This is a genomic window from Nonomuraea basaltis, from assembly GCF_005893125.1.
GTDB classification, from domain to species: domain Bacteria; phylum Actinomycetota; class Actinomycetes; order Streptosporangiales; family Streptosporangiaceae; genus Nonomuraea; species Nonomuraea basaltis.
The window spans coordinates 18,471-31,458 of record NZ_VCJS01000009.1 but is presented as its reverse complement, the minus strand read 5'-3'; the positions used below and the strand labels follow the sequence as shown (position 1 = coordinate 31,458).

General features: G+C 68.8%; 19 protein-coding genes. 11 read left to right on the top strand and 8 right to left on the bottom strand.

Going from position 1 to position 12,988, the window contains the following annotated elements; translation table 11 throughout:
- Positions 1-16 precede the first annotated feature (16 nt).
- The 5 genes from EJK15_RS06155 (at position 17) to EJK15_RS70245 (ending at position 3,789) form a co-directional block, all read left to right on the top strand.
- Positions 17-925, top strand: coding sequence for a rhomboid family intramembrane serine protease (locus tag EJK15_RS06155; RefSeq protein ID WP_240776802.1), 909 nt, complete (start codon positions 17-19; stop codon positions 923-925).
- Positions 926-1,069: 144 nt separating this feature from the next.
- Positions 1,070-1,234 (top strand): hypothetical protein, encoded by a 165-nt coding sequence (locus EJK15_RS70250; protein WP_171074140.1) that lies wholly within the window; start codon positions 1,070-1,072, stop codon positions 1,232-1,234.
- A 52-nt stretch (positions 1,235-1,286) separates the two neighbouring features.
- A complete protein-coding gene (locus EJK15_RS06150) occupies positions 1,287-1,811 on the top strand; it encodes a TlpA family protein disulfide reductase (protein WP_138709387.1) in 525 nt (174 codons plus the stop codon).
- A complete protein-coding gene (locus EJK15_RS06145; RefSeq protein ID WP_240776801.1) occupies positions 1,808-3,619 on the top strand; it encodes an ABC transporter ATP-binding protein in 1,812 nt (603 codons plus the stop codon). Before EJK15_RS06150 ends, EJK15_RS06145 begins: the two co-directional genes overlap by 4 nt.
- Entirely contained in the window at positions 3,616-3,789 is a 174-nt protein-coding gene (locus tag EJK15_RS70245; RefSeq protein WP_171074139.1) for a S24/S26 family peptidase, read from the top strand. Before EJK15_RS06145 ends, EJK15_RS70245 begins: the two co-directional genes overlap by 4 nt.
- A 139-nt stretch (positions 3,790-3,928) precedes the next feature.
- Here the strand turns inward: EJK15_RS70245 and EJK15_RS06140 are convergent, their stop codons facing one another.
- From EJK15_RS06140 to EJK15_RS06125, 3 genes are all read right to left on the bottom strand, one after another.
- Entirely contained in the window at positions 3,929-4,687 is a 759-nt protein-coding gene (locus tag EJK15_RS06140; protein WP_138709386.1) for an AfsR/SARP family transcriptional regulator, read from the bottom strand.
- 332 nt (positions 4,688-5,019) lie between these two features.
- On the bottom strand, positions 5,020-5,232 hold the full coding sequence (locus tag EJK15_RS06135; RefSeq protein ID WP_138709385.1) for a hypothetical protein: 213 nt from the start codon (positions 5,230-5,232) through the stop codon (positions 5,020-5,022).
- Positions 5,233-5,458: 226 nt separating this feature from the next.
- On the bottom strand, positions 5,459-5,950 hold the full coding sequence (locus EJK15_RS06125; protein ID WP_138709384.1) for an ABC transporter permease family protein: 492 nt from the start codon (positions 5,948-5,950) through the stop codon (positions 5,459-5,461).
- A 56-nt stretch (positions 5,951-6,006) separates the two neighbouring features.
- On the opposite strand from EJK15_RS06125, the gene EJK15_RS77430 reads away from it, so the two are divergent.
- The gene (locus tag EJK15_RS77430; protein WP_420847021.1) at positions 6,007-6,423 is read left to right on the top strand and encodes a response regulator; all 417 of its coding nucleotides are present in this window, start codon (positions 6,007-6,009) and stop codon (positions 6,421-6,423) included.
- Positions 6,424-6,609: 186 nt separating this feature from the next.
- Here the strand turns inward: EJK15_RS77430 and EJK15_RS06115 are convergent, their stop codons facing one another.
- From EJK15_RS06115 to EJK15_RS06100, 3 genes are all read right to left on the bottom strand, one after another.
- Positions 6,610-6,978, bottom strand: coding sequence for a type II toxin-antitoxin system VapC family toxin (locus EJK15_RS06115; protein ID WP_338089848.1), 369 nt, complete (start codon positions 6,976-6,978; stop codon positions 6,610-6,612).
- A 120-nt stretch (positions 6,979-7,098) separates the two neighbouring features.
- Complete coding sequence (locus EJK15_RS06110; protein WP_138709381.1) at positions 7,099-8,037, bottom strand: ERCC4 domain-containing protein; 939 nt, start codon at positions 8,035-8,037, stop codon at positions 7,099-7,101.
- 448 nt (positions 8,038-8,485) lie between these two features.
- A complete protein-coding gene (locus EJK15_RS06100; RefSeq protein WP_138709380.1) occupies positions 8,486-8,704 on the bottom strand; it encodes a hypothetical protein in 219 nt (72 codons plus the stop codon).
- Positions 8,705-8,880: 176 nt separating this feature from the next.
- On the opposite strand from EJK15_RS06100, the gene EJK15_RS06095 reads away from it, so the two are divergent.
- A complete protein-coding gene (locus tag EJK15_RS06095; RefSeq protein WP_138709447.1) occupies positions 8,881-9,336 on the top strand; it encodes a DUF488 domain-containing protein in 456 nt (151 codons plus the stop codon).
- Here EJK15_RS06095 and EJK15_RS06090 read toward each other — a convergent pair.
- Positions 9,314-9,529, bottom strand: coding sequence for a hypothetical protein (locus tag EJK15_RS06090; protein ID WP_138709379.1), 216 nt, complete (start codon positions 9,527-9,529; stop codon positions 9,314-9,316). The genes EJK15_RS06095 and EJK15_RS06090 overlap by 23 nt on opposite strands.
- A gap of 162 nt (positions 9,530-9,691) precedes the next feature.
- On the opposite strand from EJK15_RS06090, the gene EJK15_RS06085 reads away from it, so the two are divergent.
- Positions 9,692-9,961, top strand: coding sequence for a hypothetical protein (locus EJK15_RS06085; protein ID WP_138709378.1), 270 nt, complete (start codon positions 9,692-9,694; stop codon positions 9,959-9,961).
- Positions 9,962-9,966: 5 nt separating this feature from the next.
- Here EJK15_RS06085 and EJK15_RS06080 read toward each other — a convergent pair whose 3' ends face one another.
- A complete protein-coding gene (locus EJK15_RS06080; RefSeq protein ID WP_138709377.1) occupies positions 9,967-11,577 on the bottom strand; it encodes a DUF6880 family protein in 1,611 nt (536 codons plus the stop codon).
- Positions 11,578-11,618: 41 nt separating this feature from the next.
- Between EJK15_RS06080 and EJK15_RS77105 the strand changes: the two genes are divergently transcribed.
- Genes EJK15_RS77105 through EJK15_RS70240 form a run of 3 tightly spaced genes read left to right on the top strand, consistent with a single transcriptional unit; the run spans position 11,619 to position 12,946 of the window.
- Positions 11,619-11,945 carry a response regulator transcription factor gene (locus EJK15_RS77105; RefSeq protein WP_206060680.1) on the top strand — a complete coding sequence of 109 codons (327 nt, stop codon included), beginning with the start codon at positions 11,619-11,621 and terminating at the stop codon, positions 11,943-11,945.
- Positions 11,946-11,955: 10 nt separating this feature from the next.
- A complete protein-coding gene (locus EJK15_RS06070) occupies positions 11,956-12,795 on the top strand; it encodes an SDR family oxidoreductase (RefSeq protein ID WP_206060679.1) in 840 nt (279 codons plus the stop codon).
- 13 nt (positions 12,796-12,808) lie between these two features.
- Entirely contained in the window at positions 12,809-12,946 is a 138-nt protein-coding gene (locus EJK15_RS70240) for a hypothetical protein (protein WP_171074138.1), read from the top strand.
- Positions 12,947-12,988 lie beyond the last annotated feature (42 nt).

Here is a 12,988-nt window from a genome sequence, read left to right as displayed (position 1 = left end):
CCCTGCCATACACGAGGTGAAGAGAGACGTGGACGAGCAGATCGCCGAGGCGCCCACTTGCTACCGGCATCCCAAGAGCGAGACGTACGTCCGCTGCACGCGCTGTGACCGGTACATCTGCCCCGACTGCATGCGGGACGCGGCCGTGGGTCACCAGTGCGTCGAGTGCGTACGCGCGGGCAACAAGTCGATGCGGCAGGCCAGGACCATCTTCGGGGGCAAGGTGGCTGCCGTCCCGCTGGTGACCTATGTCCTGATCGGCATCAACGTCCTGGCCTATCTCGGCGAAATGGCCATGCCCTCGATCGTGGACCGGCTGGACGGCCTGGGTATCGGGCTGGTGGACGCCGGCGGTCAGTACTACGTGTACGAGAGCGGCACCGGCCTCCAGACCACTGGTGTCGCGGCCGGGGAGTGGTATCGCCTCGTCACCGCCGGCTTCCTGCACCTGCCGCCCACCGCGGGCGTCTTCAGCATCCTGCACATCGCCTTCAACATGTACTGGCTGTGGACCCTGGGCAGGGTGGTCGAGCAGATGCTGGGCATGCTGCGCTTCGTCGCGCTCTACCTGCTGGCGGCCGTGGGCGGCGCGGTGTTCGCGTTCCTGATCTCGCCCGGCACGGCCGTGGTCGGCGCCTCCGGGGCGGTCTTCGGGCTCGGCGCCGCCTACTTCGTCTTCAGCCGCCGCCTGCGCCGGGATCCGCTCGGCGGTGGCCGGCTCATCGTGATGTTCCTGATCTGGCTGGTCATCTCGGCCGGATTCACCTCGTGGCAGGGGCACCTGGGTGGTCTGGTCGTGGGTGGCGCGGCCGCGCTCGGGCTGGCCTACCTGCCGCGCAGGTTCCACGTCGCCGCGATGGGCGCGCTGTTCGTGGTGCTCGCCGTCCTGGTGGCGGTGAAGACGTACGAGCTCAGCCTGTGGTGAGGCGACTGATCATGGTCCTCCACGGGGTCGGGCCCGGATGAGGATAGACCGGCGCCCCGCTTCCGCGGATGCCGCCTCCTGGCCGGGCTCGGCGCTAGCGGCGCGCTAGGGACGGGCTAGCAGGATCATGAAGCATCACTTGCCGTGGGTCTCTTGCTCGTCGCGTGCCAGGTGCTGATCGGGATCGTCTTCACGGTGGCCGCGTTCACCAAGCTCCGTAGCGGCGCGGCCGTGCAGTCGTTCGCGGCGTCCTTGACCTCTCCAGCGGCCCACCGGCCGCGGCCGGGCTGGCGGTGGCGATCGTGTTGATCGCCTTCGACGATATCGCTGAGGTGTTCATGGAAACGTCGGGGAGTGTGTGATGCCATACTTGGTCGCCGCCGTTGTGCTGGTCGGTCTGCTGTGCATGGTGAATCTGCTGCTGACCGTGGGCGTGATCCGCCGGCTCCGTAAGCAGGCCGGGCAACCGGCTCTTTCTCATCCGATGATGGCGGAGGGGCTTTCGCCCGGCGAGAGGATCCCGGAGTTCGCCGTCACGACCACGGACGGCGAGCCGATCTCCGAGGAGCTGCTGGGCGGTCCCGCGCTGGTCGGATTCTTCTCTCCGGGCTGCGCGCCCTGCGAGGAGCTGCTGCCCCGGTTCGTCGAGCGGGCACGCGGGACGTCGGACGCGGTGCTCGCCGTGGTCGTCGCCGACTCCGGCGAAGAATCCGCGACATACGTCGAACGGCTCGCGCAGGTGGCGCGTGTCGTATCGGAGCAGCCACAGGGCCCCGTCCAGACGGCGTTCAAGGTCGCCGGCTATCCGACCGTTCTCGTGATTGACACGGACGGAACGGTGGTCAGCAGCGATCACACCATGCCCGCCACGGTAGGCATGGTGTGATCCGGATCGCTGGGGTGGCCGCGGGGATCGCCATCCGGACGGCCCCTGGCCTGACGCTCCTCTACGTCCTGGTGATGCTGGTCCAGGCGGTGGCGCCGATCGCCGTGGCCTGGCTGACCAAGATGGTCGTCGACGATCTGGCGGGACACGGCTCGGCGGCGGAGCTGACCACCCTGGCGGTGGGGCTGGCCGGCGCCGGGGTTCTGATCGCGGCCCTGCCGCAGTTCAGCCAGTATCTCGGCAACCAGATCGGCCGGTTGTTCACCGCCCGCACCACCGCTCAGCTGTTCACCGCGACCTTGCGGTTCGCCGGCCTGCGCCCGTTCGAGGACCCGAACTTTCATGACCGGCTGCGGCTGGCGCAGAACAGCCTGCAGACGGGGCACAGCATCGTCACCGGTTCGTTCGGCATCATCCAATCGTCGATCACCCTGGTGGGGATGGTCGGATCGCTCCTGGTGATCAGCCCTGTCCTGACCGGTATCGTGCTGGCCACCGGGGCGCCCGCACTGGTGGCGCAGCTGCGCCTGTCCCGCCGCCGCGCGTCGATGATGTGGGAGATCGGCCCGGCCGAGCGGCGCCAGATGTTCTACGGCAATCTCCTGGGCACGGTCGAGGCGGCCAAGGAGATCAGGCTCTTCAACAGCGGCCGGTTCCTGCGCGGCCGCATGATGGCCGAGCTGCGGACATCCAACGCCGCCCACCACCGGATGGATCTCCGGGAGCTCTCCGTCGAGGGCGCGCTGACGCTCGTAGGCGCGCTGGTCGCCGGCGGTGGGCTGGTCTGGGCGGTGATCGCGGCCCGTTCCGGCACGTTGAGCATCGGCGACGTGTCCCTGCTGATCGCCGCCATCGCCGCGGTCCAGAGCGCACTCGGCGGCCTGGTCTCCGGCATCGCCGCGCTCCATCAGGACCTGATCATGTTCGGCCACTACGTGACGGTGGTCCAGGCCGATCCTGACTTGCCGATCCCCGCCGAGCCCGTGCCATTGCCGCGGCTGCGCCACGGCATCCAGCTCACCAATGTCTGGTTCCGCTACAGCGACGACCATCCGTGGATCCTGCGCGGCCTGAACCTGTTCATCCCGGCCGGAGCGGCGGTCGCCGTCGTCGGCCTGAACGGCGCCGGCAAGAGCACGCTGGTCAAGTTGCTCTGCCGGTTCTACGACCCGCAGCACGGCACCATCACCTGGGACGGCGTCGACATCCGCCAGGTCCACCCCGACGAATTGCGGCACCACACCAGCGGCGTCTTCCAGGATCACATGGAGTACGACATGTCCGCCGCCGACAACGTCTCCATCGGCTTCGTCGCCGCCCGCGAGGACGAAGCCCGCATCCGGGCCGCGGCTCAGCAGGCCGGCATCGACGACAAGCTCTCCTCCCTGCCCCGCGGCTACGACACCCTGCTCACGCGGATCTTCTTCAGCGAGGAGGACAAGGGCGACCCGGAGACCGGTGTGGTGCTCTCAGGCGGCCAGTGGCAGCGCACGGCCCTGGCCCGGGCGATGTTCCGCGGCCGCCGCGACCTCATGATCCTCGATGAGCCCTCCGCCGGGCTGGATCCCGAGGCCGAGGCCGACGTGCACGCCCGGACCCGCCGTCAGCGCCATGGCGCCACCAGCCTGCTCATCTCCCACCGGCTCAACACCGTCCGCGACGCGGACCTGATCATCGTCCTGGAGAACGGCGCCATCACCGAATCCGGGACCCACGAGAGTCTCATGGCCGTCGGCGGCAACTATGCGAGGTTGTTCCGGCTACAGGCCAGCGGCTATCGCGAGGCGGAGGAAACGGTGGTCCTGTGAGGTGCGTGCTCCTCGCCGTCGCGGCACTGGTCCTGCTGATCGTACGGCTGCGCGCGACGTCATTGGTGATCCGCGTCGACGGCAACAGCATGGTCCCCGCGCTGGCCGACGGCGATCGGCTCGTGGCGCGTAGGGCGCCGCCAGCACGTCCGGCACCTGCTGGCACATGAAGACTCCCTGCGTCTTCGGCACGCGCCGCGGCTTCCGGTGCTGCAATGACGACTTGGGCCGCGAATGCCGGCTCTACAAGAAGCAGAAGTGCTGATGGTCCGGCCGAGGTGAGGCAGGCCGTGTTCGGTCGAACGCGGCCTACTCCATGATGAGAGCGTTGTTGCCCCGGAGGATGTCTTGATGCTGCCGGCGCAATTCGTCGGCCGGCTCGATGCCGAGTTCGTCGTTGAGGATGTCGCGCATCCGGCGGTAGGCGGCGAGGGCCTCGGCGCGGCGGCCACGGTGGGCGAGGGCGTGCAACAGCATCGCCCACGAGGACTCCCGGAAGGGGTGGGCCTCGACGAGCCGCTCCAGTTCCGGAATGACGCGGTTGTGGTGGCCGAGCCGCAGCTCGGCCTCCACGCACAGCTCGCGTGCGGTCAGGTGCAGCTCGTCCAGGCGGCGGCGCTCATCGCGGACGAGCTCGACGTCTATCTCCGGTACCACCGGCCCGCGCCACATCGCCAGTGCCTCCCGCAGCAGCTTGGCCGCCAGTTTCGCCTCGCCTTCGGTCAGGGCGTCCGACCCCTCGGCGACGGCCGCCTGGAACGCTCTGATGTCGACCGCTCGATCCGGGACGGTCAAGATGTAGCCGTTTCCCATGGTGGCCAGGTCCACGCCGTTGACGGCGAGCGGGGACAGGGCGCGCCGCAGGCGATACACGTACGTTTGCAGGCTCGCCTTCGCCGTGGCCGGCGGCACGTCCTGCCAGAGCTCGGATATCAGCCGGTCGATGGCGACCACCTCGCCCGGACGCAGCACGAGGACGGCGAGAATCGCCTGCTGCCTGGCGGCCCGGACGTTGATCGCACGGCCGCTGTCATCCACCACCGCCAGGCGTCCCAGCAACTTGAACATTGATCCACACCTCCGACCGGCATCATGGTCGAAGGCGGTATGTTCCGCGTATAGCGCGGGTATGGGCGCTACCGCCCGATCTTCACCGACAGCCCGTATGAGCTGCCGCCCGCCACCGGTTGCCTGGCCTCGGCCTTCCACATTTCACACCCCGGCGCGTGGCGCCACCCTATGCCGCCACTTGATCTGCGTCCCGGCGCCGCCGGCCCGGAACGGGCGCGGGGCCTCGCCGTCCGACGGGATGACGGCCATGGGAAAGCGAGGCCGGACGCACCGACGCACCCGGCCTCGCTTTCCGTTCTCCGGGCGACCGGCGGTAGCCGCTCAGCCTGTCAGCAACAGCTGTTGCATCTGATTTCGTACTTCGCGCAGCTTCCGTCGCAGCAGCGTGCTCGGAGCAATACTCCTGCAACGCATTTATAGATGTAGTAGCACTCCACAGCCGCAGCGCTGCGCTGCGGGACGATCATCGCCAGCATGCCGTCGCCCAGTTTTCCGACGAGGTCCTTCATTGCTTTCTCGCCGAGTTCTCTGATGATTTTCATGGCGTTCTTATGCCTTCCTGCATTATTGGTTCCGGGCTCGCAGATTCCGTCATGCCCCGCCCCAGGGAAGCCATCGTTCGACCGTTGCCGGAATGCGTGGCAGCCGAGATGACACGCCATCAATGCTTGCCCATCCCCATAGCCCGTCGATCGCCTGTCGCTAGCGCGCCGCTGGCGTTAACAGGCGAGTTCGACGATCACTCGGTACGCAGTGCCTCGGCGATGGTCAGCCGGGCCGCCGAGCGGGCCGGGAGGAACGCGCCGAGCATCGCGATCGCCACCCCGGCCGGCACGAGCGCGGCCAGCCCCCGCGGCCCGCCACACGTCGAGCATGAATTCCGGCGCGGTGAGGCCCGCCGCCCCGCACATGGCCTCGACGATCAACCGGTGGCAGGCCCAGCCCGAGGCCGACCGCGCGCGGCAGCCGCGCGCCGGCCAGCAGGCGCTGCGCCCGCTGCCCGCGCCCCGAGCGGGACGCGCTGCCGGCGCTGATCGTCTGGGCGGCGGACAGCCGGTGTGCCCGCGAGGCCGGGACGAGCGCGGCCAGCACCGCCACGGCAGGCACGCCGAGCAGCGTCGCCACGTAGACCCAGACGCTGACGCCCAGGCCGATGGCCGACCCGAGGCCCTGGAGCACCAGGTGCAGCAGGGGCTGCGCGGCCAGGCCGCCGAGCACGGTGCCGATCAGGCACCCGGCGAACCCCGGTAGCAGGACCATCGTCAGGTATACCGCGACGACCTGGTTGGGGGTGAATCCCAGGGATGGACATCCGCATGCCGAACATGGACGGACTGGAGGCGGCCCGGCAGGTCTTGGCGCAGGACTCGCGCTGCCGGGTGCTCATGCTGACCACTTTCGATCTGGACCGCTACGTCTACGCCGCGCTGGCCCTCGGCGCGAGCGGATTCCTGCTGAAGGACGTCACGCCGGAGCACCTGGCCGCCTCGGTGCGGCAAGGGTCTCCCCACGCCTGCGCTCGGAGGCGGTCTTCGCCACTGACCGCCTACGACGCCGAGTTGGAGGAGCTGTTCGGGAGGGTCGGCCGGGCAGACGGATCGCGGCTGCTGCGACGGCGGATCTACGCGGCCATCGCCCGGGCGTACCCGATGCTGGCGGAGGAGTGCCAGCGGCAACTCCGTGAGCGGCAGCCCATGGTGGAGACGACCGGTGAGCCAGTCCGGGGAAGGTGAGGGAGTCGGCGATGGCGTCCTCCCAAGGGACAGAGCCGGAGCTCCTGGCGCGAGTTCGTGCTGTGCGAGAACAGGATGGCGGTTCTGAGGGCTGTCGATCGCTGCTCAGGTCGGGCAGGAGGGCGGGGATCCCCAGGTCGGCGGCGAAGCCGTGTGGGCGAGGTCGGGAGAGGTCGCCGTGCCGTGTCACCTCATGACACGTACGTCGATCCCGATCTTCTCGGCTTCCTTCATCTTGGCATCCGAAGTGATCAGTGGTGCTTCCAGTGCCTGGGATAGGACGATATAAGCAGCGTCATAGGTGGTGAAATTATCCTTCAGATTGAGGATGTGGCGGAGAAGGTCCGTCATCTGGTACCGCTGGATCCGCAGCGCGGTGAAGTCCTCTGCCGCCTCGTCGAGCCGGAACTGATCGAGCTTTCCCGCCAGGCAGTGTCCGCGCAGAGCGCTGATCACCTCGAAATCCAGCAGAGCGGGTGCATGTAGCTCTTCGTTGGCGATGAGCGCCAGGAGCGCGGGGTACCTGGCGGACGCGGGGCGACCGGCTGGACAGATTGGTCACGCACCCGGCGCTGGCAATCAACTCGCAGGTCCTTGGGCGGGATACGGCTCAGGCGGGCAGAGGCGCGATGCACACCCGCAGGCGGCGTGCTGCCGGAGGGGGATGGGGGACGCCTATCCGTGGGCGCGGTGGTAGGCCTCCAGCACGTGCGGACGCAGCCGTCCCCGGTCGGGCACGTCGAGACCCTGGTCGCGGGCCCAACTGCGGATCTCAGCGGTGGTGGGCTCGGGTGCCGGCGCGGCCCCCGGCTGGTCGTCGTGGCCGGCGGCGGTGTAGGCGGCGGCGAGGAAGCGGTAGGTCCACTCCTCGGCGAGCTGACGGCTCTCGCAGAACACGATGGGCACCGTGGGGAAGGTCACTTGGAGTTCGGCGATCCCGTCGGCCACGACGGCGGGGCGGACGTGGTCGAGCTTGAAGATCTGGGAGTAGCGGTCCTCGACCACCACGGCGGCATGCGGCAGGGTGGCCAGCTCGGTGAGCTGGTACTTCAGGCGGGTGTTGAGCAGGCTGGCGACGAGATCCTGGAGGCTTTTGCGCTCCACGGCGGCCTGGAGGCGTCCGCTGGACTCGACGGCGTAGTCGCCGCAGGTCAGGCGCCGTTTCACCGTTTCGACCTGCTGGCGGGCGAAGCGGTAGGCGTAGCGCTCGCCGCTGTCGACCACGATCGTCAGCGCGGCCACGCCGGAGGCGCGGGCGGTCGGGGTGGTCACGTTGGGGCGAGCCTGCTTGCGGACGCGGGCCGTCTGCCAGAAGATCGCGTCCCTGCCACGGGCCTTGGTGAACACGATCTGTGAGCGGCTCTCCCTGGCGCGGTCGAGCACCAGATCGATGGCCGCGCCTCGACGTACGCAGGCGCGTACGGGGACCTGCTCGACCACTTCGGGGTCGGGCGGCCACTCGTCCGGGCCTGCGGGATAGCAGTAGATCGCCTTCTCCCTCGGCCATGTCCCACCCGCCCGCAGGATCAGCCCGTCGGGGCCGAGCGGCAGCCTGACCAGGTAAGGGAGCCGCGAATCCGGATCTGGGTTGCGGATGATGACGAGCTCGCTCATCCGTCCAGTGTGGTCGATGACGCGGGAGTGTTCATGGGTGGCGCGGCGAGTAGGGCGGGAATGCCACTCGGCCGTCGAGGTCGAGGTCCGCGTCGGGCCCGCCTGGGACGCGGCGTGCGCGCTGCTGGTCGCCGATGTCAGGCCGTACGAGCGAATGAAACTGCGCCTGCTCAACGTCTCACTCGGCGATGGCCTACCTGGGCGGACTGGCCGGGAAGGAGTAAGTGGCCGCCGGCCGGGCCGACGACGGTGAAGTCCTGCGGGTGGACAACCCGCTGGCGGGCGGCTCAGAGGATGGCCGCGGGGGATGTCCGGGGCGGACCTGCTCGAGAACGGCGTCTTCCGCGGCCTGGTGGAGGAGGCATCGGACCGGCTGGTCAAGGACGGGACGGCTGCGACCATTCGATCGCTGGTCCGGGCGTAAGGCCGGGGTCTTTCGACGGTCGGGTCATCCAGATACGGGCCGCTGCTCGGTGCCGATGGGCGCGGGGAGCAGCTTGCCGAACGGGACGGCGCGCAGGGCCCGGAGACGTTCGTTGGCGCGCGGGTGGCCGTCGTCGGCGGCGAGCCTGTAGGAGAACCTGGCGATGTGGTGGTTGTTCGGCTCCAGATGCCACTCACCGTTCAGGACTGCCTCCTCCTGAACCGTCGTGCGTGCAAGATCCACCCTCACGGTAGCCCCGGCAAAACGGCTCCCGCCAAAGAGGGAACGAGGGCTCGGTGGCAACAGAGGGCCCGCCGCGTCGCGCTCTGGGGGCGCCAATGCTGACAGTTGAGCAAACTCGGGCAAGGCCTTCAGGGAACGGGATGATGGCTGCGACCAGGTGTGAAAGGGTACAGATCATGTTCACAACCGATCGGCGAGCTGGCGTTACCGGTGTTGGGTACGAAGGATGCGACCTCGACGGGTTCATCCGGCGTCTCCATCGGGAACACGTCACGCTGCTGATCGACGTACGGCTCAACCCGATCTCCCGTAAACGAGGCTTCAGCAAGACTGCGTTCTCCGCAGCGCTGGCCGACGCTGGGATCGGCTACGAGCACATGCGGGAACTGGGCAACCCGAAGTGGAACCGAGCGGGCTTCGCTGGCAGTCCAGTTGAGCTGGGCACCTCTCGTGGCATCTATGCGCAGTCTCTGGGCGGTGAGGACGCCCGCGAGTGTCTGGAACGCATCGCTCGCGCGGCCCGGCAAGAGAGGGTGGCAGTCATGTGTTTCGAGGCCGATGAGCACCGCTGCCACCGTGATCTGGTCTTGGAGGCCGTTCGGGAGCGGCTCAGCTGCGCGATTTGGGTGTAGGTCGCCTGGGATACGCCACGCCGAGGACGATGAAGCTCCTCGGATGGGCTTGTTGATTGCCGACGTAGAAGATGGTGTCTCGGTCTGATGCGCACATCATGTCCCAGAACTTCTCTCGTATGACGTCTTTGAGGCCTGCGTCGTCACGGTTGTTGAAACGGCGCTGCAAGGCGACGAACTCCCAGTCCGGCATCGCGTCCTCGCGGTCGATCCGTGAGCGCGGCTGCCCTTTATCTGGTCACGTAGGCGGGGTGCTGGTCGAGGAGACATAGCGTCTTTTCGGGGGTGTGATGGCCGAGCAGAAGGTCGGAGGCCAGGCGGCGGCTATGTCGAGCCGCATGCCGCGGCCCGGAAGATGGTCGACGAGGTGGTGGAGCCGTATCTGGCGGACCTTGCCCGCCGGGCGCGGGTCGGGGCCCATGCGGCTGCGCTGGAGATCGGTCTGGGTCTGGTCGCGGGCCTGTACGCGTGCCGTGAGGAGAAGGACAACGAGCTGGCCCTGGTCCACGCCGCGCTGCCGGATGTCGTGGACCATCAGGCTGATCGTGTCCTCAAGGTTCTGGACAAGAACGATCTGATGGTGCCCGAGGGCTGGATGGATGATCACTGCCCGGCGTGGGCGTGATGGCGTTACAGCAGGCCGGCACCGTCCAGTTGGGTGTGGAAGGCCTTCTTGCCGGGGTGGGCGGCGCGGAGCCGGGCGACGTAGGAGGGGAACTCGGCCTGACTTCCGGCGCGCTCGAACAGGGTCCGCAGGGTGAAGAGGTATTGGATCGCCTCCTGGTAGCCGGGTCTGCTGGCCCGGCTGACGCTGGATTCGGCCAGTTCCTGGTAGACCGGGATGGCGTCCTGGGGGTGGGTCCGGGCACGGGCGTTGACCACGCGCATGCGCAGGTCAGAGCCGAGTCCGTAGGTCTGGAGGACCTCCCAGGCGCCCGCCACGTCCCCGTTGATCAGCAGCACCTCGGCCAGTGTGTGGGCCATGGCGGCCGACGAGCGGAGGTGCGTGATGGCCTTGGCCTTCCACGGTGCCGCGTCCGCGTCGGCCAAGCGGGTCAGGCTTTGATAGGTGTGCATGGACGGTGAGAGTGTGAAGAGCTGCCAGCGGGTCTCGAGCGCGTGCTCGGTCCGTCCGGCGTACTGATGGCAGTCCAGGGCGAGCGTGAGGAGGTGCTGATCGCGGCCGTAGCGGCCCATCCCCTGATCGATCCAGCCCAGGGCTTCGTCGTGACGTTTCTCGTCGATCAGGAGACGAGCGATCTTCGCGATGTCACGGCTGTTGGCGGCCCGCCGGGCGAGCATGGCGACCACGGCGTCGGTGCCGCCCTCGGCGCGGGCGAGCGACTCGCGCAGCGTGCTCAGCTTGTAGTCGGGGACTCTGCCTGCGATGGTCCCGTCCAGCAACTCGTGGCAGCGGCGCAGGCCCAGGTCACCCAGCGCGGGAGCATAGGTGGGCAGCGAGCTCTCGAAGGTGCACCAGTTGCTGGTCAGCACCTTGCCCATCAGCCACTCTGCCAGCTTCACCGGGTCGGGCGAGCCGGACAGGCAAGCCTCCTGATGCATGCCCTGAACGCGTTCGAGGTCGTCGACGAGCTGGCCGCCGTAGATCTCCCCGGTGTCCAGCGCCTCCTCGATGAGGTCGACCGCGCGGACGATCAGCTCGCGGGCAGTGTCCGGTGTCTGCTCGATCAGGTCGTCGATCTCGTCGAGGATCTCCTCCAGGTCCTCGAGATCGGGATACCACCCATCCTCGTCCCAGGAGTTGTCCTCATCCTCTGCCTCCGCCAGCATGTCCGCCATGACCTCTTCCAGATCGGCGAGGAGGTCGGTCGTCTCCTCGGCGACGATGGTCTCTGCGAGCTCGGTCCGCAGCCGGTCGGCGAGTGCGGAGTCCGCCGCGGCCAGAGTGGCGAGGCGGCGGGCCAGCCAGCCGGAGTCCTGGGTCCGCAGCAGCGCGTACAGGTCAGGCACAGGCTGCACATCCCCCATCCGGACCCAGGACACCGCCGCGGCGGCCGCATGGGCGCACAGCTCGGGATCCAGACACTCGCAGGCCGCGAACATCCCGCTTGCGGTGAAGGTGACCGTCACCGAATGCCCGCTCACCAGCGCGGAGACCGACGCTCCACTCTCGGTCAACCCCGCGACCTTGCCGTCATCGGCCAGCGCCAGAGCCTCAGCGAACACCGGCTCGCTGACCTGGCTTCGCACGGTTTCCTCGTCAATCTGGATGAGCGCCATGGCCTCAATTGTTCCGCAACGATCAGGTGTGCTCACCCCGGTTGAAGTTCAGCTGTACCTCCCGGGGGCGGCAAGCACTGCTTGTACTTGCCTTCAGAGCCGCACCAGCGCTTTGCGTTGCGCTCCGGCGGCCAGCGCGGTTCGATCATTCGGCCGCGCGGGCCCTCGGCGCCAGCGGCTTCCTGCTGAAGGACGTCACGCCCGAGCACCTGGCCGCCTCCGCGCGGCTGATCAGCGCCGGTGACGCGCTGCTCGCGCCGTCGATCACCCGGCGGCTGGTGGAGCGGTTCGCCGCCGCCGACCGCGCCCAAGCCGTCGTCGTCGCGTACGAGACGGGCCTCGTCCGCGCAGATGAGGGCCACCCTTAGGCTGTCGGGTATGGCCTTCATCGTCACCACGGGCGCCACCGGCCGGCTCGGCGGCCGGGTCGCCGCCCTGCTCGCGGCGGCCGGAGCCGAGCAGCGGCTCGTCGCCCGGAACGCCGGCCGCGTCCCGCCGCTCGATCGCACGACCGCAGTCAGCGCCGACTACGGCGACCCGGAGGCGGTCAGGCAGGCACTGGAGGGCGCGTCCACCGTGCTGTTCGTGTCGGCGTCGGAGAGCGCCGACCGCGTCGACCGGCATCGCACCTTCGTCGACGCCGCCCGCGACGCCGGCGTCACGCACCTGGTCTACATCTCCTTCTACGGCGCCTCGCCGTCGGCCGCGTTCACGCTGGCGCGCGACCACTGGGCCACCGAGCAGCACATCCGCGACAGCGGCCTGCCCTTCACGTTCCTGCGCGACAACCTGTACGCCGACTTCCTGCCCGCGATGGCCGGCGACGACGGCGTGATCCGCGGCCCGGCCGGGCAGGGGCGGGTCGCGGCCGTGGCCCAGGACGACATCGCCGAGGCGGCGGCCAGGGTCCTGCTCGACCCGGGCGCGCACGAAGGGGCGACCTACCATCTCACCGGGCCGAAGGCGCTGACGCTTGACGAGGTCGCCGCCACGCTGAGCGAGGTGACCGGGCGGGCGATCACGTACCATCCCGAGACCCTCGAAGAGGCGTACGCCTCCCGCCAGGTGTACGGCGCGCCGGACTGGCAGGTCGAGGCGTGGGTTTCCACGTATCTCGCGATCGCCGCCGGAGAGCTGGAAGGGGTCAGCGACGACATCCCGGCCCTGACCGGGCACCCCGCCACCACTTTCGAGGAGCTGCTCGCCAGGCCGCGATGAGAGATCCGCCTGGGTGACCTCCCCGCACGGCAGCGGATCCGTACGCTACCTCGACGCGCTGATCCTCGACGGCCACTGGTGGTTCTACTACGAGATGACCCGCGCGGACGGCGCACATGAGCTGCGCGTCCTCCGGGTTCCGGCAGAATGAACCGGACGCACCCCCCGAGCCCGACTACGCTCCCATAGAAGG

Excerpts from the sequence above, each read along its gene's own strand:
- EJK15_RS06150 (WP_138709387.1), top strand. The coding sequence starts at position 1,287 with ATGCCATACTTGGTCGCCGCCGTTGTGCTGGTCGGTCTGCTGTGCATG.
- EJK15_RS06140 (WP_138709386.1), bottom strand. The coding sequence starts at position 4,687 with ATGTTCAAGTTGCTGGGACGCCTGGCGGTGGTGGATGACAGCGGCCGT.
- EJK15_RS06135 (WP_138709385.1), bottom strand. The coding sequence starts at position 5,232 with ATGAAAATCATCAGAGAACTCGGCGAGAAAGCAATGAAGGACCTCGTC.
- EJK15_RS06125 (WP_138709384.1), bottom strand. The coding sequence starts at position 5,950 with ATGGTCCTGCTACCGGGGTTCGCCGGGTGCCTGATCGGCACCGTGCTC.
- EJK15_RS77430 (WP_420847021.1), top strand. The coding sequence starts at position 6,007 with ATGCCGAACATGGACGGACTGGAGGCGGCCCGGCAGGTCTTGGCGCAG.
- EJK15_RS06110 (WP_138709381.1), bottom strand. The coding sequence starts at position 8,037 with ATGAGCGAGCTCGTCATCATCCGCAACCCAGATCCGGATTCGCGGCTC.
- EJK15_RS06095 (WP_138709447.1), top strand. The coding sequence starts at position 8,881 with ATGTTCACAACCGATCGGCGAGCTGGCGTTACCGGTGTTGGGTACGAA.
- EJK15_RS06090 (WP_138709379.1), bottom strand. The coding sequence starts at position 9,529 with ATGCCGGACTGGGAGTTCGTCGCCTTGCAGCGCCGTTTCAACAACCGT.
- EJK15_RS06085 (WP_138709378.1), top strand. The coding sequence starts at position 9,692 with ATGGTCGACGAGGTGGTGGAGCCGTATCTGGCGGACCTTGCCCGCCGG.
- EJK15_RS06080 (WP_138709377.1), bottom strand. The coding sequence starts at position 11,577 with ATGGCGCTCATCCAGATTGACGAGGAAACCGTGCGAAGCCAGGTCAGC.
- EJK15_RS06070 (WP_206060679.1), top strand. The coding sequence starts at position 11,956 with ATGGCCTTCATCGTCACCACGGGCGCCACCGGCCGGCTCGGCGGCCGG.